Annotated in this window: 24 protein-coding genes, 4 tRNA genes and 1 pseudogene; 3 read left to right on the top strand and 26 right to left on the bottom strand. The window is 45.9% G+C overall.

Translation table 11 applies throughout. The annotated features are described in order from the left end of the window. Nucleotides 1–38: 38 nt before the first annotated feature. The 20 genes from SB24_RS10145 to dnaB all read right to left on the bottom strand — a co-directional run bounded on the left by SB24_RS10145 (nucleotide 39) and on the right by dnaB (nucleotide 19,513). The gene (locus tag SB24_RS10145; RefSeq protein ID WP_007407887.1) at nucleotides 39–758 is read right to left on the bottom strand and encodes a cupin-like domain-containing protein; all 720 of its coding nucleotides are present in this window, start codon (nucleotides 756–758) and stop codon (nucleotides 39–41) included. Between the two features lie 13 nt (nucleotides 759–771). After that, nucleotides 772–2,397, bottom strand: a complete 1,626-nt coding sequence (locus SB24_RS10140; protein WP_039253197.1) for an ABC-F family ATP-binding cassette domain-containing protein — start codon at nucleotides 2,395–2,397, stop codon at nucleotides 772–774. A gap of 27 nt (nucleotides 2,398–2,424) precedes the next feature. Further along, nucleotides 2,425–3,615, bottom strand: a complete 1,191-nt coding sequence (locus SB24_RS10135; protein WP_025854057.1) for an MFS transporter — start codon at nucleotides 3,613–3,615, stop codon at nucleotides 2,425–2,427. A gap of 18 nt (nucleotides 3,616–3,633) precedes the next feature. Next, nucleotides 3,634–4,956, bottom strand: coding sequence for a periplasmic substrate-binding domain-containing protein (locus SB24_RS10130; RefSeq protein ID WP_039253194.1), 1,323 nt, complete (start codon nucleotides 4,954–4,956; stop codon nucleotides 3,634–3,636). Next, nucleotides 4,953–5,960, bottom strand: coding sequence for a ThiF family adenylyltransferase (locus tag SB24_RS10125; protein WP_031379194.1), 1,008 nt, complete (start codon nucleotides 5,958–5,960; stop codon nucleotides 4,953–4,955). The genes SB24_RS10130 and SB24_RS10125 overlap by 4 nt, the downstream gene beginning before the upstream one ends. Nucleotides 5,961–6,191: 231 nt before the next feature. Continuing rightward, nucleotides 6,192–7,610, bottom strand: coding sequence for a sensor histidine kinase (locus SB24_RS10120; protein WP_039253191.1), 1,419 nt, complete (start codon nucleotides 7,608–7,610; stop codon nucleotides 6,192–6,194). Then, nucleotides 7,607–7,816, bottom strand: coding sequence for a winged helix-turn-helix domain-containing protein (locus tag SB24_RS10115; RefSeq protein WP_015418611.1), 210 nt, complete (start codon nucleotides 7,814–7,816; stop codon nucleotides 7,607–7,609). The genes SB24_RS10120 and SB24_RS10115 overlap by 4 nt, the downstream gene beginning before the upstream one ends. A gap of 489 nt (nucleotides 7,817–8,305) precedes the next feature. Continuing rightward, nucleotides 8,306–9,502 (bottom strand): S1C family serine protease, encoded by a 1,197-nt coding sequence (locus SB24_RS10110; RefSeq protein ID WP_007614967.1) that lies wholly within the window; start codon nucleotides 9,500–9,502, stop codon nucleotides 8,306–8,308. Between the two features lie 86 nt (nucleotides 9,503–9,588). Then, nucleotides 9,589–10,383, bottom strand: coding sequence for an MBL fold metallo-hydrolase (locus SB24_RS10105; RefSeq protein WP_007407895.1), 795 nt, complete (start codon nucleotides 10,381–10,383; stop codon nucleotides 9,589–9,591). Nucleotides 10,384–10,397: 14 nt separating this feature from the next. Continuing rightward, nucleotides 10,398–11,237, bottom strand: coding sequence for a two-component system regulatory protein YycI (locus SB24_RS10100; RefSeq protein ID WP_031379196.1), 840 nt, complete (start codon nucleotides 11,235–11,237; stop codon nucleotides 10,398–10,400). Further along, complete coding sequence (yycH, locus tag SB24_RS10095; protein WP_015418614.1) at nucleotides 11,224–12,582, bottom strand: two-component system activity regulator YycH; 1,359 nt, start codon at nucleotides 12,580–12,582, stop codon at nucleotides 11,224–11,226. The genes SB24_RS10100 and yycH overlap by 14 nt, the downstream gene beginning before the upstream one ends. Then, on the bottom strand, nucleotides 12,572–14,407 hold the full coding sequence (walK, locus tag SB24_RS10090; protein WP_004393106.1) for a cell wall metabolism sensor histidine kinase WalK: 1,836 nt from the start codon (nucleotides 14,405–14,407) through the stop codon (nucleotides 12,572–12,574). The genes yycH and walK overlap by 11 nt, the downstream gene beginning before the upstream one ends. Before the next feature lie 6 nt (nucleotides 14,408–14,413). Then, entirely contained in the window at nucleotides 14,414–15,121 is a 708-nt protein-coding gene (walR, locus tag SB24_RS10085) for a cell wall metabolism DNA-binding response regulator WalR (protein WP_004393104.1), read from the bottom strand. 337 nt (nucleotides 15,122–15,458) lie between these two features. Further along, nucleotides 15,459–15,531 (bottom strand) — tRNA-Phe (locus tag SB24_RS10075). 36 nt (nucleotides 15,532–15,567) lie between these two features. Further along, nucleotides 15,568–15,644: transfer RNA gene (locus SB24_RS10070), tRNA-Asp, on the bottom strand. An 84-nt stretch (nucleotides 15,645–15,728) separates the two neighbouring features. After that, nucleotides 15,729–15,800 (bottom strand) — tRNA-Glu (locus SB24_RS10065). An 8-nt stretch (nucleotides 15,801–15,808) separates the two neighbouring features. Then, a tRNA-Lys gene (locus tag SB24_RS10060) sits at nucleotides 15,809–15,884 on the bottom strand. A gap of 202 nt (nucleotides 15,885–16,086) precedes the next feature. Then, entirely contained in the window at nucleotides 16,087–17,379 is a 1,293-nt protein-coding gene (purA, locus tag SB24_RS10055) for an adenylosuccinate synthase (RefSeq protein ID WP_012118894.1), read from the bottom strand. Nucleotides 17,380–17,617: 238 nt separating this feature from the next. Continuing rightward, nucleotides 17,618–18,031, bottom strand: coding sequence for a VOC family protein (locus tag SB24_RS10050; RefSeq protein ID WP_033574283.1), 414 nt, complete (start codon nucleotides 18,029–18,031; stop codon nucleotides 17,618–17,620). A gap of 117 nt (nucleotides 18,032–18,148) precedes the next feature. After that, entirely contained in the window at nucleotides 18,149–19,513 is a 1,365-nt protein-coding gene (gene dnaB / locus SB24_RS10045) for a replicative DNA helicase (RefSeq protein WP_004393100.1), read from the bottom strand. Nucleotides 19,514–19,683: 170 nt separating this feature from the next. Between dnaB and SB24_RS10040 the strand changes: the two genes are divergently transcribed. After that, entirely contained in the window at nucleotides 19,684–19,881 is a 198-nt protein-coding gene (locus SB24_RS10040; RefSeq protein ID WP_015418616.1) for a DUF2188 domain-containing protein, read from the top strand. 30 nt (nucleotides 19,882–19,911) lie between these two features. On the opposite strand, the gene SB24_RS10035 is transcribed toward SB24_RS10040, so the two are convergent. Then, nucleotides 19,912–20,121 carry a hypothetical protein gene (locus SB24_RS10035; protein WP_039253181.1) on the bottom strand — a complete coding sequence of 70 codons (210 nt, stop codon included), beginning with the start codon at nucleotides 20,119–20,121 and terminating at the stop codon, nucleotides 19,912–19,914. A 118-nt stretch (nucleotides 20,122–20,239) separates the two neighbouring features. Here SB24_RS10035 and SB24_RS19570 point away from each other — a divergent pair, with 118 nt between their 5' ends. Next, a complete protein-coding gene (locus SB24_RS19570) occupies nucleotides 20,240–20,383 on the top strand; it encodes a YycC family protein (RefSeq protein ID WP_007407902.1) in 144 nt (47 codons plus the stop codon). Between the two features lie 88 nt (nucleotides 20,384–20,471). Further along, nucleotides 20,472–20,720 (top strand): annotated as a pseudogene (locus SB24_RS10030) (hypothetical protein); the annotation flags it as partial. Nucleotides 20,721–20,799: 79 nt separating this feature from the next. On the opposite strand, the gene SB24_RS10025 reads toward SB24_RS10030, so the two are convergent. The 5 genes from SB24_RS10025 to SB24_RS10005 are packed head-to-tail and all read right to left on the bottom strand — an operon-like array spanning nucleotide 20,800 to nucleotide 26,327. After that, nucleotides 20,800–22,092 (bottom strand): glycosyltransferase family 4 protein, encoded by a 1,293-nt coding sequence (locus SB24_RS10025; RefSeq protein WP_031379199.1) that lies wholly within the window; start codon nucleotides 22,090–22,092, stop codon nucleotides 20,800–20,802. Between the two features lie 22 nt (nucleotides 22,093–22,114). Next, nucleotides 22,115–23,170: a phosphotransferase gene (locus tag SB24_RS10020; protein ID WP_039253176.1), complete on the bottom strand. Its 1,056-nt coding sequence runs from the start codon at nucleotides 23,168–23,170 to the stop codon at nucleotides 22,115–22,117. Then, nucleotides 23,163–24,350, bottom strand: a complete 1,188-nt coding sequence (locus SB24_RS10015) for a carboxylate--amine ligase (protein WP_015418621.1) — start codon at nucleotides 24,348–24,350, stop codon at nucleotides 23,163–23,165. The genes SB24_RS10020 and SB24_RS10015 overlap by 8 nt, the downstream gene beginning before the upstream one ends. Further along, on the bottom strand, nucleotides 24,340–25,674 hold the full coding sequence (locus SB24_RS10010; protein WP_039253173.1) for a glycosyltransferase family 4 protein: 1,335 nt from the start codon (nucleotides 25,672–25,674) through the stop codon (nucleotides 24,340–24,342). The genes SB24_RS10015 and SB24_RS10010 overlap by 11 nt, the downstream gene beginning before the upstream one ends. Next, entirely contained in the window at nucleotides 25,671–26,327 is a 657-nt protein-coding gene (locus SB24_RS10005; RefSeq protein ID WP_015418623.1) for a PIG-L deacetylase family protein, read from the bottom strand. The genes SB24_RS10010 and SB24_RS10005 overlap by 4 nt, the downstream gene beginning before the upstream one ends. Nucleotides 26,328–26,413: the final 86 nt, after the last annotated feature.

The raw sequence follows: 26,413 nt of genomic DNA, 5'->3' as shown, positions 1-26,413 counted from the left end.
CATACAAAAAAAGGCTGAGATGCTCCTCAGCCTTTCGTTTATATCTGATTGGCAAGCCGCTCTCCGGTAAACCAAAAGTTCTCACTCACTGCCAATGTATGTTCCGTATTCTCGACTTGATGCCACCAATGGCGCGGCGCGTAAATGATTTCTCCCGCCTTTTGTCTGAAGCGGATAGGAGACGCCTTTTGCACCAGCGGTTTTTGCTCAATGTCTTTTTCATCAAAGACATTGATATTTCCTTCGTACAAATACGGAGAGTCGTCCGGATGATAGAAGATCCATTCCTTCTCCCCGAAAATGACGCCGTTCCACGCGTGCGTGTTGTTAAAATCCTGATGCAGCGGTGTGCCCGTCTGCTTAGAACCGAGAAAGAACCATTTCCAGTCCCGTCCCGTTTCTTCATCCGCTCTCAATGTGTCTTTTGTAAAATACTCAGGTGCGGAATAGACAAGGTCTAAGTCATTTTGGTTCAGCTGCGTAAAATTCCAGTCACAGTACCATTTGTCATCATTCTGATCAATGTACTCGATATAGTTGGAAAGCTTTACTTGTTTAAACGTTTTGACCCCTTCGATATCTGATTTCCGGATGGTGACCATTCTGTCTCCATAGTGTTCATCAATGTATTCAAGCGTCCACGGCCTGCATTCCCAGTGATCCATTGCCCCCGTCAAAATAAAAGGTTTCTTATCAGCATACTCGCTTACAAAAAGATCGTACGATAACTCATTGATTGTCAGTCTGTCAATGGTCATATCCATTCCCCTTTTATTCGGCAATCTGCCGTTTTTTTTGTTTGGCGTAACTGTATGGACCTGAAAAGATGGTGACGTTTTGATTCTCAAGCCAGAAAATCTTGTTGAACTTCTCCAGCAGGTTTCTGTCATGAGAAACGCAGATGATAGTGCCTTGAAACTGCATCAGACTGTTTTCGAGAATTTCCTGAGATTCAATATCCAAGTGGTTGGTCGGCTCATCCAGGATCAGGACATTCAGCTTTTTTTCCATTAAGATGGACAGCTTCAGCCTGATTCTCTCACCGCCCGACAGGACGGAAAGTTTTTTAAAGACCGACGACCCGTAAAATCCGTACTTGGCCAGCATATTCCGGGCCATGCCCTCTTCAGTCAGCAGATTTTCTTTAAAAAATTGCAGAATCGTCTGACTCGAATCTCCTACATGGCTCTTTTGATCAATGTAGCCTATTTTAAGATTTTCTCCCACTTTAATGGTGCCGTCCGACAGTTCTCTTTCCCCGATGATACAGCGGATCAGCGTTGTTTTGCCGACGCCGTTTCTGCCGACGATGCCGATTCTGTCTTTATGCTTTATGCGCAGATTCACATTTTGATATAAAAGGGAAGATCCGTTGGTCACCTTTCCGTTTTCAATGAACACAATATCTTTTGAACCGGCGCCCGCTTCCTGAAATGCGTTTTTTAATTTTTGCTCCGTCCGGACCGGCTTATTGATCAGCTCGATCCTTTTCAGCGCCTTTTCCATATTATTCGCGCGTCTGTGCAGGCCGACAGACGGCGGATTTGAGCGGTTGGCCCATTCTCTCAGCTGGGCGATGGATTCCTTCATCTTCTGTATTTTTCTCTGCTGTTCTTCATATTTCTCAAACTGGGCGATGATGAATTCTTCCCGCTTTTTCAAGTATTCGCTGAATCCGTAAGGCCAAATCTTCACCTCGGTATCGTCAATCTCGAGCACCTTCATCGCCGTTTGGTCGGCAAACGTTTTATCGTGGGTCGTAAACAGAATGGTTTTGTTCGATTTTTTAATAAACCCTTCAAGCCACTCAATCGCATGGACATCCAAATGGTTGGTCGGCTCGTCCAGCAGTATAACGTCGTCGTTGCGGATTAAAATTTCGGCAAGGCCGGCTTTTGTTTTTTCGCCGCCGCTCAGCTTTGAAAACGGCTGATCCTTTAATTCGCTGAGGCTGAGCCCGTTGCATACCTCGTCAATCATCGCATGCATCTGGTAGCCGTTGTTCCGCTCAAATGTTTCCGTGTATTGACTGTACTTTTCTAATAAAGCAGTCAGCTCATCATCACTCATCGGTTCCGAAAGCTTCAGCTCAATGGCCTTCATTTCCTTCTGGATCGCCGCTAGAGCTTCAAACGATTTTTCCAGATATTGATACAACGTCAGATCCTCATTGGGATCAGCGATCTGCTTCAGCAAACCGACCTTCGCCCCTTTGTTGATCGCAATCGTTCCTTCATCTGCCTCAAGCTCTCCGGAAAGCACCCTGAACAGCGTGCTTTTGCCGGAACCGTTCGGCCCGGCCACAAGCACTTTTTCGCCTTCATTGATGAAAAAAGAAACTTGTTTGAAAATGGTATCTCCCGCTAAATTTACCGTAAGATTATGAATATTCAGCAACTCACATCATCCCTTTGTCATTCTGGTTCAAAGCTCGACTTTATTCTGGATGGCGACGCTCGCTTTCAGTTTGTAAAAGCTGAGCATCATAAACAGCGACAATAAGATGGATAATAACCCGATTGCGGTCAGCAGCAAAGCTGAATCAAAATAGTCCGTTAAGAATCCGATAAACGGAAAGGCAATGAACATGAAGAGCGAGGTCATCAAACTGATAATGGACAGCAGCGTGGCTCTCGTTCTGGACGGAATCTCATTATTCACCACCTGACTGGATACGGGTTCTATCACATCATAGAGCGCGTTAATGACGACAAAAGCTGCAATCGTCACGTACAGACTGCCCGAAGGTATAAACAGATAGGCCGCCCCGATGATGCAGAATGTCAGCAGAAGCACGCGCCTCGGCGTGAATTTTTCCGCCGGCTTGGAAGAAAAGATGGAGCACAGCGCCTGCAAGATGGACAGTCCCGCAAAAATAATGGATATATTGCGCACGGACAGCCCTTCCTGACTTAACAAATCTTGTCCGTACATATAAAAAACCGATGTAATCGCAAAGAAAACGGAGAGTGACAGCACCAGATATTTAAAGGCTTTGTTCAGCCTGAAGAAATCTTTGACTTCTTTTAAGATGTCACCGACCGTCTGCGTTTCGTGTTCACTGTTTTCAAATTTGATTTCCGTCAGCTGTGTAATGACCGCCATTGCAATCAGCTGAGTGACAATCCCGGCGATAAACACATACGACCATGATATTTCCTGCAAGTAGCCGCCGATGCCCATGGCGATCGCAAGACCGAGTATGACAAGTCCGTTATAATTTCCGATGGATTTGCCGTACCATTTTTCTTTCCCTTGTTCTTTCAGTGAATCAAACAAAAAGGCATGATCCGTTCCTGATATAAACGTCAGCCCGATACCGTATATAATATGGGCGATGAAGAGGGCGATGAAGTTGTGGAAGCTCAGGAACATCACCAAATAGACAATGACCATAAAATGGCCGAGCAAGAGCGATTTTTTTCTCCCGATTCTGTCCGAGATGACGCCGCTCGGCACTTCCGCCAGAAACATCGCCAAATTCAGGACCGATTGCAGGATGCCCACAAGAAATAATGAATAATTCATGCTTGTTAAATATAAAATCCAAATTCCCCGTTCGAAAAAGAAGTTTCCGAAAAAACCGGAGAAGTAAAGCAAATTTCGATTCCGCAAATGAATACCCCTTTCCAGCTATCTGCATTTAACATCATGAACAGAAAGGAGCCCGTCAGTCTTTACACTAAAACCCTCTATACATGGATCTTGCAGATACAGACTTTTCCCAAAACAAATTGGGCAATAATGAGTTGTATTCTCGAATAACCCAAAAAGTTCCTTCTTTTTTTCAGATCCTACGGCATCAATGATCGTTTTTTTCTTCCCTGGATCGCTGATGTCGCGGATGAAATATTTGATATAGCTCAGCTCATGCATGTAAGCCGGCAGGAACAAATGGAGCTCAATATCAAACCGGCTTTTATCCATATGGTAATAATCATTGAAATGACTGACGCGGGAGACGGACACGTCCGCTCCGGCCCGCCGAAACAAATCAGCCAGCCTTTCAATGATCTCTCCGTTGGGATAATAATCGGCATAAACGATTCGGATCGGTTCTTCTCTTGTCAAAAGGGGCGGATCTTTCTGCGGTGTCCTCCCGATTTCCCATATACCGATCAGTGAATCAGTCGGTGTGATGATATGCCCCAAATCGCCGGCCAGCTTTTGTTTATTAAAATAATGCTGAATGAAAGTTCTCAGCATGTCGTCCTTTACCTTGAAGGTAAATAACATCGGCAAATGATTTTCTTTAAAATCAGCATACTGCCGATACCTCATGTTTGAATGATGAAACTGGGTGTGGCAGGTCACGTCCGTTTGATTCGCTTCGTACAGCCCGATGCTTTTTTCCAGATCATCATTCAAAATAAATTGGATGGTCTGAACCGTGCGGTGATCCGCGGGCGTCATTTTATATTGCGGATTCCGCTCAAATTCCAGCCCCTTCTCAAACGTGCGCTTGAATCGGTACGGGCCGTTTTCCGGCACATCGCCCCCGGCGGTCCCCGGAATCAGAAAGCTGCTCTGCAAAACGGCTTCTATTTCATCAGACGGCTCGTCCAAGGTGACTTCAAAGCGTTTTTCGCCTGTTACGTTCACCCCGAGCTGATCGGATGAGACGAGGCCTTTTACATACGGAACGGCCTGTTTTATGTTCAGGAAACTGCCGAGATGGGGGCTTTGATTTTCTTTCGTCAGATGATAGATGATCGTTTGAACCACACCCTCGGCGTCACCTAAATAGTCCGGGTGAATGTCCACCTGACAGGTGCGGGGATCTTTGCGGATGATCCGGCAGTTATAGCCGTCCTGCAGACTTTCATACATAATGCTGCAAATCATCTTGCTTGTGTAATCCTGCGTATCTAATGGGTTCAAGCGTATCGGGCTTGTGTCGATTTCTATTTTCAGAGGGTCGCCCGGTTTTCTCGCCGTACGATGCATCGTCTTCATAAAGCGCTTTCCTTTTGAGAAAGTTTCGTTTCTGTAATATGAAGGCCGTCAAAGTCCAGGCCGATGCGGGTATTCAGGGATTTCGGGCTTCCGCCTGCAAGGTATGTGATAATGTCATGAGACATAAACGAGGATATAATACCGTTTGTCGCTCCTAAGGAACCTTTGATCGGTTCATCGGGGTAACAGTTCAGAAGTCCGGCCGGCAAGTTTTTTTCATAGGTGACGCCGGATTGATAGGATTCAGGCGTGAGCAGAGGCCCCCATTGGCCGCTGAAGCTGCCGACACCCCCGGTCATAAATGCAATATTCCGCTCCTTACAATACCGGTAAACCCATTCAGAAATGTTATGGGGTTTGTCAGCGGCATTTATGACGATATCAATTTCGTACGGATCTAACACACGCAGGTCCTGCGGCTGTGTAATTTCCTGATGGTAAAGTGCTGCGTCCGCATGGGGATTGATACCCGTAATATAATCTTTGCATTCTGAGATCTTTAATTTGCCTACAGAAGATTGATTATAGACGAATTGTCTGTTCAGGTTATGTACTGATACGGCATCGAAATCAATGAGAATAAAATGCTGCATGCCCGCCGCCAAAAGATTTTGAAGAATGATCGTTCCGACGCCCCCCAGACCCACGATCGCTGCCCTGCTGCCGTCTAATCTCTTTTGGATCAGATTGGGGTTTTGGTTGTATTTCTCAAAATGGTACAGCTGCTTTTCAGTGATGCGGCCTTCACGGCCGTTTTGCCATGGCTCTATTAAAGCATCCAATTTCATTAATGCATCGAAAAAATGGTTTCCCGCTTCCTCTCCCAGAAGATCAGAAAGCTCTTGTTTTTCACAGCCGATGATCAGCCGTTCAACCGCCTCTTTGATCTCACTCGTATGCGCAAGCTTAATCGCCTTTCGATTTTGAATGATAATATGCGCCGTGTAGGTCAGCACCTGCACGCTGTCTTTAAACTTCCAGCGCTTACAGTCCGTTGACATCATGACATACCCCCTGAAAGATAATAACTCCCCAATGAGGGGAGTCACGGCTTTACTAGCAGCGATGCACCAAGCTTGCTGTTTCTGTATCAAGATCAAGTTCTTCAATCTTCATCAGTACACACCCCCTTTACCAATAACTAGATATTATCATCAATATTGGAAAAGGACAAGTAATTTTTTGAAAATTTAGAATTTATATATAAATTGTGATATTTCTTCCTTCTTCACGGTTTATCCCGGCAGCCGGATGATGAACACGGAGCCTTTTCCCTGCTCACTTTTCACTTCAATTGTTCCGTTATGGCTGTCGATAATGGTTTTTGTAATGGCAAGACCCAGCCCCGCGCCGCCGGATTGACGGGATCGGGAGGTTTCCGCCCTGTAAAAACGGTCAAACAAATGAGGCACATGCTCCGGAGCGATTCCCGTTCCGTTATCCGCAATCATAAGCATGATTCCTCCGTCTTTCTGCAGGGAGACGGTGATGACACCCGTGTCTTCATCCGTATGCTGCACCGCATTGTAAAAGAGGTTGAGAATGGCCTGCTTCATTTTGTCTTTGTCAAAAACGGCTTCTATCTTTTGATCGACAAAGAACTCGAGCTTCCGGTTTCTCGCGAGCAGCTTCAGCTGAGCCTCCATTTCCAAAATGACGTCTCCCAATGCGCCTTTTTTCATTTCAAAGCTCGGCACCCGGTCAATCTTCGCGAGAAACAAAAGATCCTCTATCAGCTTATTCGCCCTGGCGGATTCCGCGTACATGCTTTGAAGCGCTTTTTCTTTCTGCTCCGGCTTCTCCGCCGCTCCTCGCATTAACATTTCGATACAGCCGTGAATGGAGGTAAGCGGCGTTCTCAGCTCATGCGATGCGTCTGATACAAACTGCCGGATTCGTTCCTTCTCTTCTTTTTCCGCCTGAAAAGAGGTTTCAATCCGTTCCAGCATCTGATTGATGGAGATGCCCAGCGACTCAATTTCTGCCTGCCTTTTATCAATCGGCAGCCGCTTATCGAGACTGCCGGCATGAATGTCACCCATCAAACGCACAATGCGGGACAGCGGCTTGAGTGTGAGCCGGATCACCGGCAAAAAAACAAACAGGCCGATGACCAAAGCGGCAAAGGAAAGCACCGCGAAAATGCTGATCTGGCGGAAAAGCGAATCATTCAGAGGCTGGGTCAGCGTGCTCATCTGCACAACTCCCGCCTGCCTTCCGTCAACGGAAATCGCCTGAAACACGACGATGATTTCCTCACCCGCCTTATTGTGAGCCACCTGATAGTGAAGCGCCATTGTATCTGTCAGCGCATCCCGGTACACTTTTTTCGGGAAAGAAGGAGCGGCCCCCGCGTTCGGGTCTTCTGATAAAACAGACATCTTGTATGATTGATTGATAAAAGCAACCGTCACCCCGGGGTAAATCAAATTCGGATGAGCCGGTGTTTCGGAACGGGCAAGGGATTTGATTGACCTCCATACGCTTTGATCCATTGAATTGATATCACTCTGAATGCTGATCGCCTGATTTTCATACATCGTCCGTGTCATAAACATGTACTGAGTGCCGCCGATGAAACATAACAGCAAAGCCAAAATCGCCAGTGACCTGAACAGGAGCTGGAATCGCAGGGTTCTGTACAGCCGTTTCATGCCAGATCCACCCTGTACCCGGCGCCCCGAACCGTGCGAATCACCTTGTGTTCTTTGTCCTTCAGCTTTTCGCGCAAAGAACGGGTGTACACCTCGACGATATTGTCTTCCCCGAGGACCGTTCCGTAATGAAGCCCCATCGTTAAAGAATCAATGAGTGCAGACTCGCCGTCTGCACTCAGCTTGATGCCTTTCAACTTTTCCATGATGCAGTCTCTCCTTAGATGTATCAGCCTGTGTTTATTTTTTTCGCTTCCCCTTCTATTATTCGCTTTTATCTGAAACAAAACGGAATCTAAGCTGAATTGGTGAAAGGAAACGCTGAAAACGGAGCCATCTGCAAGTAAAAATCATTATCTACGCTTCAATTCAGCAGCACCAGTTCTAGGTTCACGTCTCCTTTTTCTACATATACCCATTTTTAACTGAACGTGTTGTGACCCGCGTTCAGTTCTTTTTTATGGCTTCTGAAAAAAGGCATAAAAAAAGCGCCCTGAAAAAGGACGTTTAATATGACATGTTTCATGTTCTTAAATTCTGCATTCTAAAATAATTCTTCCTTCACATTCACCTTCAATTTCATTCAATACGATGATCACATCAGCCGTTTTCATGTGTTTCACCTCCCGTTTTCACAATAGTATAATATTAACAAATAAATCAATAAAAAACAGCCCGGATGTCCGGGCTGTTTTTTATTTCTGTAATCGATCCGCTTCTGTCAGTTTGACTTCCGCTGTTTTTTTCTTTCCCGAACGGTAGAACGTGATGTTTACACGGTCGCCGATCTTTTTGCGATACAGGCGCTCACGGAGATCAACAACGTCATTGACCTTATGTCCGTCGAACCCGGTAATCACGTCGAGCTTTTTCAAACCCGCTTTTCCGGCCGGTGAAAACGCGTCGACACCCATAATGACCGCCCCGGTTTTAACGCCTTTCGGAAGTTTCAGCGTCTGGCTCCAATGGTAGCTCGCAATATCCGTTAAGGATTTCATCTCAATACCGAGGAAAGGCCGTCGGACTTCTCCGTATTTTTCTAAATCCTGAATAACGGGAATGACAAGCTTTGACGGGATGGACAGGCCGATGCCTTCAACGGCGGATTCAGCGATCTTCATTGAGTTGATGCCGACCACCTTGCCCGATATATCCATCAAAGCGCCGCCGCTGTTGCCGGGGTTAATCGCGGCATCGGTCTGCAGCACTTCCGCATTCCAATCCGGCTGTCCGTCGCCGTTTGAGTCAACGGGCACCGCCCTTTCCGTTCCTGAAATGATCCCCTGTGTCACTGATCCCGCAAATTCAAGCCCGAGCGGATTTCCGATCGCAATGACCGGTTCTCCGACTTTGACCTGATCAGAATTGCCAAACTGGGCGGCCGATTTGATTTTATCAGACTTCACCTTCAGCACGGCGAGATCCATCAAACGGTCGCTCCCGATCAGCTCAGCAGGCACGCGTGAGCCATCCTTCAGGCTGATCTCAATCTCAGTCGCACCTTCAATGACATGGTGATTGGTTACGATATAGGAAGTGTTTCCGTTCTTTTTGTAAATGACGCCCGACCCGCTTCCCGCTTCGCCGCCCTCTCCCCAAATATCGGTCTTTTGGATATTGAGAACGCCGACTACCGAATCTGATACACGGCTGACCATATTCGTGACAGCGTCATTGACATTTACGTTGACTGTTTTCACCTGTTCGCTGCCGAGACGCTGGCTGGTGCTTTTGCTGCTTTCTCCATGGTCTCCGCCTGTCCAGTACGGCAGCAGGAAAGCCATGAGCGCGGCCCCGACGATGACGCCGATCAGACTTGATAGAAAGTACCCTCTCTTGCTGCGGCGGGGCTGTTCGGAGGCGTACTGTTCATCATCGCGATTATAATCCACCCTATCTCAAATCCTTTCAAGAGTACTTGATTTGCTTATAGTGTGGGTCAGATCGCGGATTAATAATCATGATTCATTTGGAAAAATTACACGGCGCACAGCGGCGTCGGGATTTTCGGATCGGTATCAAATAACTGAAACGTTTCCCCGGCGACAAATCCTTTCGCAGCCAATGTCTGCTGCACGGACATTCTCGCCAGTTCCTTCATATTGTTGTCTTGGCTCAGATGCGCCAAATAGATGCGCGATGTGCCGTCGCCGATGACATCAGTCATGGCGAGCGCCGCGTCTTCATTGGAGACGTGGCCGACATCGCTTAAAATCCGCCGCTTAATGCTCCATGGGTATCTGCCCATTTGCAGCATGCCGACATCATGGTTGCTTTCAAACACAAACACATTGGCCGAACGGATAATGCCTTTCATTCTGTCGCTCACATACCCGGTGTCCGTCATCAGCGCGAGCTTTCTGCCTTGGTAGTGGAAAACATAAAACATCGGCTCGGCCGCGTCATGGGAGACGCCGAATGACTCAACATCAAGCCCGCCGAAGGATTTTACGCTTTCCATCGGGAACAAAAACTTTTGTCCGGTATCCAGCTTGCCGATCTGATTCTCCATCGCTTTCCACGTCTTTTCATTGGCGTAGACGGGAAGTCCGTACTTTCTCGCAATGACGCCGAGCCCTTTAATATGGTCGCTGTGCTCGTGAGTGACAAAGATGCCGTCGACGTCGTCTATCTTGCGGCCGATTTTCTCCATCAGCCCGTCCATCGCTTTACCGCTCAGGCCGGCATCCACCAGAAAAGAGTGCTCCTCTGTCTCCAGATAAAACGCGTTTCCGGTACTCCCGCTCGCAAGCACGCTAAATTGCAAGCCCATTGTGTCTCACTCCATTATTTATTTTGATTGTTATCAATGACTGTGCTTTCCAATGCATTCACAGTGTACGTTTGCTGTGTCTTTTTCTTCGTCCCTTTTGACTTATCTTCAATTGTAATTCTCCATACCGGCGCCAGCACCTGCGTACTTGTCAGCGGATATTGGGCAATATAGCCGAACTTAACGCTTTTAACGGCGCAATTCGCTTTTAAGTAATTTTGAGAATACAATAATTCGACCGCATCAAGCTCAGGAATCAGGCTCTCCGTCTGGATTCGCTTGAATGACTCCAGCATGGTCTGCTCGTAAGATACGACCTCGTTTTTATCGTTCAGATGCAGAATCACCTGTCCGATCGCATCCGTGGACGAGTCAAAATCCTGATAAATAAACTGGCCGTCATACATCTGGTAAAAAGTGATCTGTTTTTTATCCTTGTCGACTTTCCACAGTTTATATTTTTCACCGCCGGTTATTTTAGAGCTGACGAGCGATTCCGCATCCTCCTGCGGTTTTTGCTTCGATAAACCGACCGGATTGGTAAATTTCATTTTCAGTGTGGTAACCTTGTGATCATCCGCCGGCATCTCCATTAAAGGCTTTTGATCTTTCAAAGCATCAATATCTTCGGCGGTAAATACCTTTTGGCCCGCCGTCAGCCGGTAGCCCGTCGCGGAATCAGAAGACAGGTTGCCGAAAGTGATATGATCCATCTCCATGTCTTTTTCCACATTTGAATTTTTAATCACTTCGTATTCACTGCTCGAGCGTTTTTCAAAAAACTGATAGCCGAGAAAAATATCGAGGATGAGGAAGGCAATGATGAAGATCGTTTTTGTCTTATTCCACTCCATTATCGTCCTCCTCCTTCCCCAGCAGATCTTTCGTAATCGGGACGATCTTCCCGTTGATTTTCATACTCCAGACGGGTTCCAGTTCAACGAGATCATTCGTTGATGAAGAGACCATTTGATAGGACAGGAAGATCTGGTCGATTTTATTCACGTCGTATTTATCCTGCTGCTCCAGCAGAGACACAACCTCATTGCCGTTCATCATTTTTACGTCTTTTGTTTTAATCGGATTCGGCCCGAGAACATAGTTCGGCCGCTTGTAGCTGAGAACCTCGTCATTGGCCCATTGCAGGGTCAAAACAGGTCCGGATCCGAAAGGCTTAGACGTGCTGTTGATCACAGGCATTTGGTCTTTAAACATGTAGAAACTCAGCTGCTGGTTATCACTCACATTGAAAAATTGATAATGATCCGTCCAGCTTCCCGTATCCTCTAAATATTTATAGCTTTTCTTAATCAGCTCCCCTGTTTGATAAGAAGCGCTTTGTGCCAGGTTCCGATGCTGGAATTGAATCTGCCGCTGTGTCGAATTGATTTCCAGACGGCTGATTCCGTCAGTCAGCACATTCCGATTGTAATTCGGGTCTTCTCTGACCGTGCTCGGATCATTAAAAAGCGTCTGCTTAAACAGGTTCGTCTTAATGGTTTCAGTGATAAATTCTTTTTCCTTCATATTAAACCGCGCATTCGGCATGAGAAATTCTTTGCTTTTTCCGACCGAATAGAGGTGGTATAACGGCATACTCGACTTTTTGCTGTACAGCTCATTCATCAGATTGCGGTAATTCGCCGATTCCACAGTCACTTCCAAAATCAGCTGCTTGCTGTATGAGACCATGTAAATCTTCTTATTTGTCTTATTCTCATTAAACGGAATGACAATATGGTCAAATGAGCTGTATTCCATTGATGGATTCGACCATTTAAACATCGTTTGGAAAAAATCAATCGGAATGGTGTCATTGAATTGCAGATCGAGCTTTGCCGAATTGCCGTTTCTGCCGTAAAGCCAATTTTTAAAACCGAGCTTGTCGTATTGATCGGAAATATCCTTCATCCCTTTTACTTCCCATTGCGGCAAATCCGCCCACAGGTCATTAAAGAGCGTCTCATCATCCACTTTATAATGAGAGCCGTTTGTATGAATAAACATATCCCGGGGTTTTACCGTTTGCGACACTTTTTGGCTCGTTTTATCAATTTTATGCTTTTCCCGGACAGTCGATTTGGTTGAGGCCGTGCCTTCTGAAAAATTGGGCTGGAATGTCCAAATTCCCCATGTTAAAACAAGACTAATGACGACCAGCACTGACAGTATGACTGTTTTTATATTTTCACGCCTCATCCCAATCATCCTCTTGCTCTTCTTTATATGGAAGAGTAAATGTAATCTTCGTTCCTTTGCCTTCTACACTGTCGGCCCAAATGTCTCCGCCGTGCGCCTGAACCATCTCTTTTGCAATCGCAAGGCCGAGTCCGGTGCCGCCGAGTTTTCTCGTGCGCGCTTTATCCACTCTGTAGAAACGGTCAAAAACTTTTTCCACATCTTTTTTCGGAATGCCGATACCTTCATCTTTTACGCTGATATAAAGCAGCTCTTCTTTCTCATTCACATCGACTGAGAAAGTGACATGTCCGCCTTCCGGTGAGTATTTCAGTGCGTTAGAAATGATATTATCGAGAACCTGCGTCACTTTATCCTGATCAATCTCCACGTACAGATTTCTGTCCGGAAGCTCGCGGATAAATTCGACATGCTGTTCTTTCGTCATTTCAAAACGATCGATAATCAGTGACATAAAGCGGATCATATGAATCCACTCCCGATTAAACTGATAATCTTTGCTGTCGAATTTAGAAAGCTGAAGCAGGTCGTTCACCAATCTGATCATGCGCTCAGTCTCATTTTGGGTCACCATTAGGAAACGCGGAGCGATATCTTTGTTTTCCCACGCGCCTTCCGCAAGCGCCTCTAAATAGCTTCGCATGGTCGTCAGCGGTGTCCTCAGCTCATGAGACACGTTGGCAACGAACTCTCTGCGTTCCCGATCGAGTTTTTCCTGTTCGGTGACATCATAAAGAACCGCGATTAAACCGTCGATTTTTCCGTGCTCTCTCTGAATAACGGAAAAATTCACCCGCAGTACAGTCGTTTCATCGTCACGTTCGATCTCCAGCAGCATTGAATCCTGCTGTTCTACTAAATCCTCAAATGTAAAGTTCTCTTTTATGCCTAATAAAGACGTAATCGGCATCTCTAAAGCCGTTTCACGTGAAACATTCAGCAGCTCAAGCGCAGGGCTGTTTAAAAGAATAATAGCTCCATTGCGATTCGTTGCGATGACGCCGTCCGTCATATACGCGATAACGGAAGAAAGCTTTCTTCTCTCCCCTTCCGTCATGGCTTGGGCATCTTCAAGCTCTCTCGTCAGATGGTTGAACGTCGTTGCGAGCTGACCGATTTCATCATGCCCGTATTTCCGCACCTTTCTGGAGAAATTCCCTTTTGCCAATTCCATCGCCTGCTTACGCATATCCGACAGCGGATGGGTAATGGTGCGGGCGAGAAATATACCGAGAAGAGCCGTCAGAACAAGGGCTAAGCCTGTTCCTGAAGCAAGAATCGAGTTGACGGTTTTCATCTGGTTAAAGGTATCTTCCATACTGGCCACGACATAAATCGCGCCGACAACTTCCTGATTCTCTGTGACGACAGGTTTTGCTGAAATCAGCACTCTGTTTTTACTTTTAGGATCATAATATTTTTTTGAATAGGCCTGTTTTGTTGAGAAAATCCGTTTAAAAATCGGGTCAGTCGTCTGTTTCCCCGCTATTTCCTCGCCATAAGGCCTCGAAGAACCGACGACCTCATAGCTTTTATCAACAAATGTAATTTCCCGTATTTCATTATTCTTCGTAAAATCATTCAAAATCCGTTTGACGTCATCTTTAATGACGGTGCTGTCATTATCTCCTTTATATTCCTGCTCAATATAATAGGATAGATTGTCAATCCGCTGATTTAACGATAATTCATAGGACTTGAGAAGAGAATTCTCCACCTGTTTCACAAAGTACACACCGATAATCTGCATGGCGATGATAATGAGAAGCACATAGATCAGCGTGATCTTAAACTGAATCGACCGAAAAAAACCAACCTTATTCATCGCCGGTTAGTCCTGTTCAGGGTTTCTCAAGTAATAACCGACACCCCGTCTTGTGACGATCCAGTTCGGATGGCTCGGATTATCCTCGATTTTCTCACGGAGACGGCGCACTGTTACATCCACCGTTCTCACATCACCGAAATAGTCATAGCCCCACACAGTCTGCAGCAGATGCTCACGCGTCATAACCTGTCCGATATGTTTGGCTAAGTAATGAAGCAATTCAAACTCACGATGAGTCAGCTCGATCGTTTCTTCTCTTTTTGATACGACATAAGCGTCAGGGAAGATGACGAGAGAACCGATATGAATGTCATTAGAAGCTGATTCTTCCTCAGCCGGCGCAACCGTAAGCTGGCGGCGCAGGTTCGCTTTGACGCGGGCCAGAAGCTCACGCGTGCTGAAAGGCTTCGTGACATAGTCATCCGCTCCGATTTCAAGCCCGATGACCTTGTCAATCTCCGAGTCTTTTGCCGTCAGCATAATAATCGGCATATCATATTTTTTCCGGACTTCCCGGCACACTTCAACTCCGTCTTTATTCGGAAGCATAATATCTAAAAGAATTAAATCAGGCTGAAGCTCCTCCACCATTTCCACGGCTTCGTTTCCGTCGTACGCACAATGCACGTCATAGCCTTCTTTTCTTAAGTTAAACTCTAATATATCTGCAATCGGTTTTTCATCATCGACTACAAGGATTTTCTTATCCATCATCTTGATTTTCCTCCTGCCAGAATGACTTCATTTCATCTATTGATGTTTCATGATGATCACAATTCGGATCGTGAAAAACGTTCCCCGTCTATTATAACGGTTTCAGGTCAAAAGATAAAAAAATTAAAGAGAACAGCGCAAAAACGTATTGAACTGCCATCCTTTTGTCATGTTTTTTATTTTCTTTTAAAAAATAATATTTTTTTGAAACCTCACGAAAAAAAACGCCGTCTAGTGTTTGACGTCTTCTTCTGGGCCGGCTGAAAAGCCGGCTCTCCCTTTTTTTATAACAAAAGAAAAAACGCACCTACTATTGCAGATGCGTTTGGGTAAGTGGCTCGGGACGGAATCGAACCGCCGACACACGGATTTTCAGTCCGTTGCTCTACCAACTGAGCTACCGAGCCAGATGTTTCTTTTCTATACTATAAAGTAAAGTAAAATGGCGGTCCGGACGGGACTCGAACCCGCGACCTCCTGCGTGACAGGCAGGCATTCTAACCAACTGAACTACCGGACCTTACAGTAATTTGTCCGGAGAGCCGTATCGTGGCGGCCCTCCGAGGACAAATAAGGAGTTAGCAATAACGCTAAAGTAAATCAATGACCCGTACGGGATTCGAACCCGTGTTACCGCCGTGAAAGGGCGGTGTCTTAACCGCTTGACCAACGGGCCATAAAAAGTGGTGAGCCATGAAGGACTCGAACCTTCGACCCTCTGATTAAAAGTCAGATGCTCTACCAACTGAGCTAATGGCTCCTGATGTGTCGGATTATGTATCATAGAGCATTCAGACAAAAGCTTTCTTGCAGTACTCTATTGAAGCTGTTCCGTAACAACGAGATTTATAATATCATAGAACATTCGAAAGTGGCAACTACTTTTTTGAAAAAAATCTATTATTTTTTTCCTACATAAAAAAACAAGCCTCCGTGACCGGAGGCTTGTTTGCTGCAAATTCTTAGTTAGCGCGGTATACACTGCGGATGACGTTCGTTTGGGAACGGTCGGGACCGACAGAGAAAATAGAAAGCGGAATACCTGTCAGCTGAGACACGCGTTCCAGATAATGGCGCGCATTTTCAGGAAGATCGCTTAATGTTTTTGCACCTGTGATATCTTCCGTCCAGCCAGGCATTTCTTCATATACCGGTTCACACTCTGCGAGAGCTTTCAGACTTGCCGGGAATTCTTCAATCACTTCACCTTTGTAGCGGTAAGCGACACAGATTTTCAATGTTTCAATGCCAGTCAGCACATCGATTGAGTTCAGAGAAAGATCTGTGATTCCGCTGACGCGGCGGGCGTGGCGGACAACAACGCTGTCAAACCAGCCGACACGGCGCGGACGGCCTGTCGTTGTGCCGTATTCGCGTCCGACTTCACGGATTTGATCCCCGATTTCATCTTTCAGCTCAGTCGGGAAAGGGCCGTCACCGACACGGGTTGTGTACGCTTTAGATACACCGACGACGTGCTGGATTTTTGTCGGGCCTACGCCTGAACCGATCGTCACCCCTCCGGCGACCGGGTTGGATGAAGTGACAAACGGGTATGTCCCTTGGTCAATATCAAGCATAACCCCTTGAGCGCCTTCAAATAAAACGCGGCGGCCTTCATCCAGCGCGTCATTTAAGACGACGGATGTATCGCATACATACTTTTTAATCTGCTGGCCGTATTCATAATACTCATCCAGAATATCTTCAATTTTGAAGCCTTCCGTTTCATACATTTTTTCAAGCAGACGGTTTTTCTCTTCAAGGTTCCGTTCAAGCTTTTCTGCAAACACGTCACGATCTAACAGGTCTGCGATCCGGATGCCGATCCGCGCCGCTTTGTCCATATAAGCAGGTCCGATGCCTTTTTTCGTTGTGCCGATCTTGTTGGCCCCTTTGCGTTCTTCCTCTACTTCATCCAGTTTCAGATGGTATGGAAGAATGACGTGGGCTCTGTTGCTGATTCTCAAGTTATCCGTGCTCACATTGCGTTCATGAAGATACGCAAGCTCCGTTATGAGCGCTTTCGGATCAACAACCATTCCGTTCCCGATGACACACGCTTTTTCTTTATAAAAAATTCCTGATGGGATTAAATGAAGCTTGTACGTGACGCCATCAAACTTGATGGTATGTCCTGCATTGTTTCCGCCTTGATAACGTGCGATCACTTCTGCATTTTCTGATAGGAAATCTGTAATTTTACCTTTTCCTTCATCGCCCCACTGCGTACCTACTACGACTACTGAAGACATATATCCGTGCACCTCCGTTAACCTTTCAAAACGATATCTCATTCAAACAAATTAAGTGTATCAGTGCCGAAACAGAAAGTCAATCGTAAATCCGAACGTTTAAATCTTATTAATCTATATTTGTTCGCCTTAAACATAATTAAAAGCGTTTTCTCTTTCATTTGCTATCTATTACTCCCGAAACTTTCATGCTTTAATAAGAAAAAGAACCCGTAATCAGGGTTCTTCAAACAGTCATTTATATGCCGCTTGTATTCATCAGGACGACCCGCCAGCCGTCAGGATCTTCGATGGTCACGCCTTTTTCTTTCCAGTACGGGTTTTCGGGTGCTTTCTCCTCATATCCCATCTGCTTTAATTTCGTGCTGATGCGAATGACCTCCTGCTGATCCTGGATGTAAAAGACAAGCAGGCTGTCGCCGTGCGGAACGGGCGCCGGCTGAGACGCGCCGGTTTCTTCGGTGAATTCTAAGTGATATTGCGTATGGGGCAGGCCGAACATGACGCCGCTGTAGCCCTCATGTCCGGAAAAACTGCCGACCCTCTTCAGCCCGAGGCCCTCTTCATAAAACCTGATGATTTCCTTAAGCTGTCCGGTCGGCCGGGCAATCCGGATTTGCGCCGCTTGAAATTGCGGAAATTCAATTGCCATCATCATCCCTCCCTTAATTCCATTATATAAAAGCGCTTTCCTTTTTTCGTCTGCCGAACGGACGGCATTCTCTCATTCTTTCGGATGAAAAAAAGCCTCAAGACATTGCTTGAGGCTTTACGCACCTGCCGGAACACCGCCGTCATCAAAGCGCCTTTCCAGGTTTACGAACTTATTGTATTCTTTCACAAAAGCCAGTGAGACGGTGCCCACCGGGCCGTTACGCTGTTTGGCGATAATGATTTCGATGATGTTTTTGTTTTCGGATTCTTTATCATAGTAATCATCACGATACAGGAAGGCGACGATGTCGGCATCCTGCTCAATACTTCCCGACTCACGGATATCTGACATCATCGGACGTTTATCCTGCCGCTGCTCAACACCCCGGGAGAGCTGAGACAGGGCGATGACCGGGACTTCAAGCTCCCGCGCCAGCGCTTTTAGCGCCCGTGAAATTTCCGATACCTCTTGCTGGCGGTTGTCGCTTGAACGGCCGCTTCCCTGAATGAGCTGCAAGTAGTCAATTAAAATCATGCCCAATCCGTTTTCCTGCTTCAGCCTGCGGCATTTTGAACGGATTTCGCTGACGCGGATGCCGGGGGTGTCATCTATAAAGATACCGCTGTTTGACAGGCTTCCCATCGCCATCGTCAGCTTGCCCCAATCTTCTTCCGTCAGATTACCCGTTCTGAGATTTTGGGCGTTAATATTCCCTTCAGCGCAGAGCATACGCATGACAAGCTGCTCGGCACCCATCTCAAGACTGAATATCGCGACGCTCTCATCCGTTTTGGTGGCCACGTTTTGCGCAATATTTAAGGCGAATGCCGTTTTCCCCACAGACGGACGGGCCGCGACAATGATCAAATCATTCCGCTGAAACCCCGCCGTCATCCGGTCAAGCTCAATAAAACCAGTCGGAATCCCGGTAATATCGCCTTTCCGGTTGTGAAGCTGCTCAATGTTGTCGTATGTTTGCACAAGCACGTCTTTAATATTTTGGAAGGCGCCCGAATTTTTTCGCTGCGCGACCTCCATAATCGTTTTTTCCGCATCGCTTAATAAATCTTCAACTTCATCCTCGCGCGTATACCCGTCTTGAGCGATTGAGGTCGCCGTTCTGATTAAACGGCGGAGAATCGATTTTTCCTCAACGATTTTCGCGTAATATTCTATATTAGCCGCTGTCGGAACGGAATTCGCGATGTCCGTCAGGTAAGAGACGCCTCCCACCTCTTCTAACAAATCGGTATTCGCAAGCTCTGACGTTACCGTGACCAAATCAACCGGTTCACCGCGGTCTCCGAGCACGAGCATGGCATTGTAAATTTTTTGATGTGACATTCTGTAGAAATCATCCGGAATCAACACTTCAGAAGCCAGTGTTAACGCAGACGGCTGTAAAAAAACAGCACCTAACACGGCCTGCTCAGCTTCTATGTTTTGCGGCGGCAGCCGATCATTCAGAAGGTCTGTCATGCTAAGCACCGTCCTCTCCTTAAAAAATATCCAAACTCCATTTTACCATTTCTCAAGAAAAAGAATAGAAAAACATCACTTTCCCTGTATTTGTCAAACAGCGGCTGTGTGTTTCACCATTCCGAATGCTGGGAAACAAATAAATAAATCGAAACCAGGAGGTAAGAAGGATGAAAACATATGCAGTAACACCCAATGTTGATGCGGACGGATGGTTTGTGAAGGTGGAAAATGTGGCGCCGACGGCTCTTTATACATCAAAGGACGCGGCGATCGAGAAAGCGGAGCAGACGGCTAAAGAGAACAGCCCGTCTAAGCTTGTCATTTATGATCAGCATAAAAACATTGAAGAAGAACGGTCCTTTTAAGAAAAGCCTTCGCCCGAGCGAGGGCTTTTCTTATTCGATGAAACGGATGTGCAGCACCGTCTGCGCCATGAGATCGGCCGTTTTTTGATACAGCTCCCATTCTTCACAGGCGGCGAATACTTTCATCATGTCCTGCAATGTCTGTTTCAGTATGATAAATTCGTCAATTGTCCGCAGTTCTGCGGCTTTTTTCTGATAATCAGCCAGCTTCAGCTGTAATAACATCAATGACGATTGCATAAAAAACCTCCCCCATTCTGTTATAAAGCCCCGCTTTTCAAACCTCCATTCCTTTGTCATATCCTCTTACGATAGATTTCTGATTTTAGTACAATAAAGAAACGGAAGGAGTGATCACATGAAACCGCTGCAAATTTCCGCCGAAACGGCGCAAAAACTCGCAGAATCACTGAATATGCCGCTTGAGAGAATCATGCACATGCCTCAGCACATTCTGCTTGCCAAATTAGCTGAAGTCCAAAAAGAGAACGATCACAAATAAAGGCTGCTCTCTCATATATATGTGCGGGAGGCGGAAGCGATGGCTTTCCGCCTCTTTTTTCGCGGAGAAAATTTTGGTAAAACGTTCTTTGAACGGAACCGATCCGATTTTAACCTTCTCACATCTGAAAAAACTTGTTGACGAAGGAAAAGTGAAACATTTCTTATTATCCGGAAACAATTCAGGCAACACAAAGCTTGTCTCATGGATGAAAAAGAACGGCACAAAAATCTCAGCTGATCGATACAGCACCGGAAAAACAAGCTCAGCCCGGCAAGGAATGACAGGCGGCCCGGGCGGACAAAGTCAGCAGACTCTGTATGAGATGAAAAAATAGTTCGGAAAGAGGCTGGATAGTTAAACGCCGGCCTCTTTATTTTGCTCTTGAAGCACCTGCCATGCGGCGCCGGTATCATTCAGAAAAATGATTGATAAATCCTTTCTATTTTTGAAACCATCAGTTCCTGACGCAGATGCCGGCCGGCATAGGAGCGCGCTTCTTTTCCAAGCCGTTTCCTGAGAGACTGATCCGTAATCAGCATTACGAGAGCATCAGCAAGTTCGCGGCTGTTGCCGGGCTGACAGATAAGCCCTGTGGCCTCATGCCGGATCATCTCAGGGATTCCTCCGCAGTCAGTTGCGACAATGGCTTGACCTGAGAACATCGCTTCGATGATCGCTATAGGGAAATTATCATTCAATGTCGGCAGGACAAATATAGATGATTCAGCCAAAAGCGCCGGCACATCACGTCGTTTTCCGAGGAAAAACACATTTGAGAGGCCCAGTTTCCGTCTCTTCTCTTCCAGAAACCCTCTCATGTTTCCGTCTCCGATGATCCATATATCAACTCCGGATAAATGGTGCCGGATGCGGGCGAGAGCGTCCAGCAGCACATCATGTCCTTTTCGCTCGGTCAGACGGGAAACGCACGCGATCACGAGCTTTTCAGCACGTTTTGACTCAGGGGCATCCTGAATGTGAATACCGGTATGAACAGTCTTCAGCTGGGCTTCCTTCGCTCCGTACTCCAGCAAGGGCTCGTGAAAGGAGTCGCTGATTGTAATGATTTTATCCGAAGCCCGAATACCCTGCCTTTCTATTTCACTGAAATATGCCTCTTCTATTGAACCCTTTTGGATTTTATGAAACTTCATCCGGCTTTTCGTAAAATGTCCGTGCGGCGTGAAAAAAAGAGGACGCTGGTACGTTTGATTAAGGTATCCCAGCAAAAATACCGCAAATAAATCCTGCGCGTGAAACAGGTCATATTGTTCTAAGTCTTTCTCCTTCAAAAATCTTTGAAAGACATGTAAATAGCTGAGATTCTTCACAAACTTTTCGTTTGCGGCGCCGTATCTGCCAACAAGAAACGCTCTGATCTCGTCAGCGGCCCGCGGGATATCTTCCTGAAAAAAAGTTGGCGGCATTTGGAGCGGCGAGATGACATCCGCCTGATGACCGATGCGCTCAAAACCCGTCTTAATTGATGTGATATAACTCGCCAACCCTCCGACATTCGGGTAACGGAGAAAAGTTGCGTACAGAATACGCAATGGCTTTTTTCGTTTAGGGGAGCTTTTTCCTTCCGCACAGAACGAATACAGCATCTCTGGCTCACCTTGATGTTCGATCCCGTAAAATTGATCCATGACGCGCAATAAGGCTAGAGGCACCAGACCGTTCGGCTTGCCGATCTCTTCTTTCACATCCGCTCCCCCTCTCTCAAACTTATAATCCTAATTCCCGTCCCCATTTTGACACTTTGTCAACATGATACGGCAGCAGTTCTCCTCCCCGATTGTCGAAGATTCTCCGCAATTGGGTATGAAGCCCTTTTTCAAGTGTTCTCTGCAAATAAGCCATTTTGTAAAGCGTCATAGGAGGGGTCTGAAAATGAATGCCCCGCTTTTTCATTTCTTTCGTATACACTTTTACGCAATACGTCCGAATATCTTCTGCGTGCCGGCTCCAATCTTTTCTGAAGCCAAGCAGAATTTCAACCAGCACCGTCATATCAAACCAAACCGGCGCGTATTTTGCGGATTCCCAATCGATGAATTGAATATCCCACGGTTCATGTCCGGACGCATCGTGGGTGCAGATATTCTGCATATGAAGATCACCGTGTGTGATGGCTGAGCCGTTTTGTATCAATTCAGGGAAAAAATCCGGCTCCTCCTGCTCAAGCAAGTTTGTGATTTGCCAATAATGAGGCTTCACGATATCTTTTGTGCGCTCATCTTTAAGAGCCCTATCCAATAATTCCGCTGTCTTTTTGATCTGCTTTTTACGCCCTTTTCTCATGGTTTCCGATCCATATACCGGCAGCCACGACCGCCATTTACCGTCAGAAATATTCTTGTTTTCAAAGGTGCGGCTGTGCAGTTCTGCGACAGACGGAATAATATACTTGAAATGCTTCGGGTGAAATGTAAGCTGTCCCCTGATCTGGCTGACAAACTCCATAAATATCCACGTTTCATGGTCACTTTCTTCTATAAGATAGATATCCGGCAGCAAATCCCCTAAAACGGAACGGGCTTTGCCGTATATATTAATCTCGACCTTATTTTTTTCACGGGAAGATTTATATACTTTCAATATCAGCGGAACAGTGCCGGATTTTTTCTTTACAGACAGTTTATAAATGGCGCTTCTGTCCGTCGATTTCAGGCATGTGATGTCATCCGGATTCAACGCAGCCCTTTCACCGAACGAATACGACAGTTTTTCGTCAATTCTCAGTTTTTGAAATGCGCCATACAAAATCTCCTTTTCATACATGCCGATCTTCCTTCCGCTTCCGTTTCCAGCTGTTTTTGAGATGAGACCAAGTGTTTCTGATAAATGGCATCGGGTCATTCCAAGCAAAAAGAGCATACTCTTTTTTTCCTTTACACCCTTTCCAAAAATCCCGGAACGTCATTTCTCCTCTTTTTCGTTTCTTCAAAAATGTTAAGAAATAACGCACCTCATAAATCCAGTTGATTCCGTCTTTTTGTTCGAGCTGGGGCTTCACATGTTGTCCGGTCAAATACAGATAGTACATGTAAACGAAATGAACGCCTGCCGGTTCTGTCAGGCTATGGCTGAGCCAAAAGCGCGGATTAATTTCGATAAACTTGTAAACATTGTCCCGGGGATCCTTTTTAAATTCCGCCATGCCTACTCCCTTCAGCTGAATCGCTTCAAAAAACGGCAGGGTCTTCTCGATTAAATCAGGAAGCCGTTTGCTGACGACGTGGGCCCCCGCGCCAAAATCAGCAGGGAATTGATGGTTCTTTTGCAGAGAGAATAGGCCCATTAATTTCATTTGGTCATCATAAAAAGTGGCGACTTTATAAAAACACTGGTTGTCTCCGGGGATGATCTCCTGCACGAGCAGTTCTCCATTTTCTCTGTAGGAGCTGAACTCCTTGCGCAATTGTGCGGCATCCTTCATTACAATTGCTTTTTTGTTTACTTTTTTTCTGTATTCATGGCCGGCCACCGGTTTTAAAATACACGGGAAGTCAATATTAGCGATGGCCTCTTCCAGCTCATCCCGGTTGTTCGGAAAAAAGGTTTTCGGGCAGGGGATGTGATGCTTGACCGCTAATTCATATGCTTTGCTTTTATCTAAAACCGTTTCTAACAGAGAGCGGCTCGGGAGCAAAAATAAAAAAAAACCGGCTAATGTCTCGCGGAATTTAGATATAAATCCCGCATAATCATCAGATCCTGCGTACAGAACCGGCTTTGCTTGGAACCGCTTCCCGAAATCAGTCAGAAATGTCAGCAGTTCTTCCTCTTGTGTTAAAGGGCTGGGACATATCCCGCAATCTGCCAATCTTGATTTTCCGATACGATAAGGTCCCTCCGTGTCAAACGCGTAAACATCGATTCCTCTTCGGGCCAGGCTGCGAATGATCCCAATCCCGTTTGCACTGAAATCAAGTACAACGGCTGCATGTTCATGTTTCATGATCTCCCTCCGAGCTGTTGGTATTTTGATAAATCGATTCGATATTTTTTATCATCGTCTCACTGCTTAAATATTTCTCCGCGTAGGCCTTTGCGTTTGAAGCAGCCTTCTCCCGCGCAGATTTGTTAGAGATAAAAAACGCTAAAGCCCGGGCAAGAACCTTTGCATTTCCCGGCTCGACAATAAGCCCCGTTTTGTTATGGCGGATCAGATCCGGAATACCCCCGCAATCGGTCGCGATGATAGCCGAGCCGCTGAACATCGCTTCAATAATCGAAATAGGCAGACTATCATTAATGGTCGGCAGTACGAATATGTCCGTCATATTCAAAATAGCGGGAACATCATCTCTTTTTCCTAAAAAGGAGACCATAGATAGATTCAGTTTTCGAGCCTGTTCCTCTAAGGCGCTCCTCATCTCTCCGTCGCCCGCGATCAGCACTTCAACATGTTCAAGTAGATCAGACGGAATTCGTGAAAGTGCGTCAAGCAAATGATTATGTCCTTTTCTCGGGCCTAATCTTGCAATACACGAGATGATGATCTTATTTTTCGGTACCGGGGTTTTTCTTTTCCCGCCTGTTTTTGCATCGTAATCGATTCCTGTGATCACCGTTGTCATGTCTTTCTGTTCGGCTCCGAGCTTCATGAGCGGGCTGCGGAACGTATCGCTGATAATAATCAGGCGATCTGCATATTCAATGGCTTTCATCTCTAGTTTTTTATAATAAAACTCTTCTACCGATCCTTTTTTAAAGATGTGAAATTTAAGTCTGTTGAAAGTAAACATGCCATGCGGTGTGAAAAATAAAGGTTTCTTATAGATTTGATTGAATCTGCCTAATATATTGGCTGTAAATAAATCTTGTGCATGAAGCACATCATATTTTTCCAGATGAATCTTTTGAAGCATTTGCTCGTATATAAACATCAGCCGATTATTCTTCAAAATATGATCACTGTAATCCCCGTATCTGTCACTAAAGAAATCTTTTAATTTCGGAACAACATCCGCCCGCAGTTCTTTTACCTGTGCGGAAGGAAACTGATTGGGGGATATGACATCGACCTTATGACCTCTTTTTTTCAGTCCTTCACTAAGCGTTTTAATATAGTTTGATAAACCGCCCGTGTGCGGGTAGTCCCAAAACGTGGCAATCAAAATGGATAACTTCTTTTTTTTCCTGTATAACCGCGGAATATGATGTTCATGTTTCAACTGTGTCTTTACTGCCGCCTTTTTTCGCGGGCGCGTTTTGACCCCGTAGTAGCGGTCAAGCGTCTGGACCATATACGGATAGGGGACGGAAAATGTCTTGATCATTTCCAGATCCTCCGCACGACTTCAAAAGCTTCGGCGTATTCCACACCCGCCGTCATCCCCCTGACTCTTCCTAAATGTTTTACGCCTTCATATGAACGGGGATGAGGGTAATCCCTCATTTCTACGTCATAGTGGTGAAGCGCCGCGAGTTTGGCATCCATTGTGTCTGTGATATTGACGAAGTAATTAGGCTTGAAGAGTTTATCAGCCGTATTCCTCTCCCACTCGCTTGAAGATAGCGTTTCGAACGTAAGCAGTTCGATAGGTTTTTGATTCGGAAGCGGTCTGGCGGCTGTTAAAACTGCTTGGAATGTTCTCTGGTGATCCATATTGATATCGCCGTAATGATGTGTAAAGATTTTTTCAGGCTGATAGACGCGAATGAGCTGCTCTAATTCTTTGACAAGCTTATGAAGAGGGATACATTCCAGCTCTAAATTCGTATGCTCCAAAAAGATGACTTTCTCAATTCCAAGCTCTTGATTCGCGCGTTCGCCTAATTGTTTAATATGATGAGCTTCTTCTTTTCTTCCTAATGCCGTAATAATGGAAACCACTTTATATCCTTCATTGATCAGCCGTTTTATGGTGCCCGCTGCTCCCAATAGTTCATCATCGGGATGAGCGCCGATAACCATAATGTATTCTGCCATTTTTTCCACACTCCACCAAACAAATGTTACAAATATCATATGACGACCCTAAAAAAAGGAAACTTACATATGCGGATTTTCAGAAA

The sequence above is a fragment of the Bacillus sp. Pc3 genome, assembly GCF_000815145.1.
In the GTDB taxonomy this organism is placed as follows: domain Bacteria; phylum Bacillota; class Bacilli; order Bacillales; family Bacillaceae; genus Bacillus; species Bacillus velezensis.
Note: the sequence above shows the minus strand (reverse complement) of the source record. Positions and strands in the feature narration are given on the sequence as shown.

What these genes read in the sequence shown, in the direction of transcription:
- SB24_RS10145 (WP_007407887.1), bottom strand. Translation starts at nt 758, where the DNA reads ATGACCATTGACAGACTGACAATCAATGAGTTATCGTACGATCTTTTT.
- SB24_RS10130 (WP_039253194.1), bottom strand. Translation starts at nt 4,956, where the DNA reads ATGAAGACGATGCATCGTACGGCGAGAAAACCGGGCGACCCTCTGAAA.
- SB24_RS10125 (WP_031379194.1), bottom strand. Translation starts at nt 5,960, where the DNA reads ATGATGTCAACGGACTGTAAGCGCTGGAAGTTTAAAGACAGCGTGCAG.
- SB24_RS10120 (WP_039253191.1), bottom strand. Translation starts at nt 7,610, where the DNA reads ATGAAACGGCTGTACAGAACCCTGCGATTCCAGCTCCTGTTCAGGTCA.
- SB24_RS10115 (WP_015418611.1), bottom strand. Translation starts at nt 7,816, where the DNA reads ATGGAAAAGTTGAAAGGCATCAAGCTGAGTGCAGACGGCGAGTCTGCA.
- SB24_RS10105 (WP_007407895.1), bottom strand. Translation starts at nt 10,383, where the DNA reads ATGGGCTTGCAATTTAGCGTGCTTGCGAGCGGGAGTACCGGAAACGCG.
- SB24_RS10100 (WP_031379196.1), bottom strand. Translation starts at nt 11,237, where the DNA reads ATGGAGTGGAATAAGACAAAAACGATCTTCATCATTGCCTTCCTCATC.
- yycH (WP_015418614.1), bottom strand. Translation starts at nt 12,582, where the DNA reads ATGAGGCGTGAAAATATAAAAACAGTCATACTGTCAGTGCTGGTCGTC.
- walK (WP_004393106.1), bottom strand. Translation starts at nt 14,407, where the DNA reads ATGAATAAGGTTGGTTTTTTTCGGTCGATTCAGTTTAAGATCACGCTG.
- walR (WP_004393104.1), bottom strand. Translation starts at nt 15,121, where the DNA reads ATGGATAAGAAAATCCTTGTAGTCGATGATGAAAAACCGATTGCAGAT.
- purA (WP_012118894.1), bottom strand. Translation starts at nt 17,379, where the DNA reads ATGTCTTCAGTAGTCGTAGTAGGTACGCAGTGGGGCGATGAAGGAAAA.
- SB24_RS10050 (WP_033574283.1), bottom strand. Translation starts at nt 18,031, where the DNA reads ATGGCAATTGAATTTCCGCAATTTCAAGCGGCGCAAATCCGGATTGCC.
- dnaB (WP_004393100.1), bottom strand. Translation starts at nt 19,513, where the DNA reads ATGACAGACCTTCTGAATGATCGGCTGCCGCCGCAAAACATAGAAGCT.
- SB24_RS10040 (WP_015418616.1), top strand. Translation starts at nt 19,684, where the DNA reads ATGAAAACATATGCAGTAACACCCAATGTTGATGCGGACGGATGGTTT.
- SB24_RS10035 (WP_039253181.1), bottom strand. Translation starts at nt 20,121, where the DNA reads ATGCAATCGTCATTGATGTTATTACAGCTGAAGCTGGCTGATTATCAG.
- SB24_RS19570 (WP_007407902.1), top strand. Translation starts at nt 20,240, where the DNA reads ATGAAACCGCTGCAAATTTCCGCCGAAACGGCGCAAAAACTCGCAGAA.
- SB24_RS10020 (WP_039253176.1), bottom strand. Translation starts at nt 23,170, where the DNA reads ATGTATGAAAAGGAGATTTTGTATGGCGCATTTCAAAAACTGAGAATT.
- SB24_RS10015 (WP_015418621.1), bottom strand. Translation starts at nt 24,350, where the DNA reads ATGAAACATGAACATGCAGCCGTTGTACTTGATTTCAGTGCAAACGGG.
- SB24_RS10010 (WP_039253173.1), bottom strand. Translation starts at nt 25,674, where the DNA reads ATGATCAAGACATTTTCCGTCCCCTATCCGTATATGGTCCAGACGCTT.
- SB24_RS10005 (WP_015418623.1), bottom strand. Translation starts at nt 26,327, where the DNA reads ATGGCAGAATACATTATGGTTATCGGCGCTCATCCCGATGATGAACTA.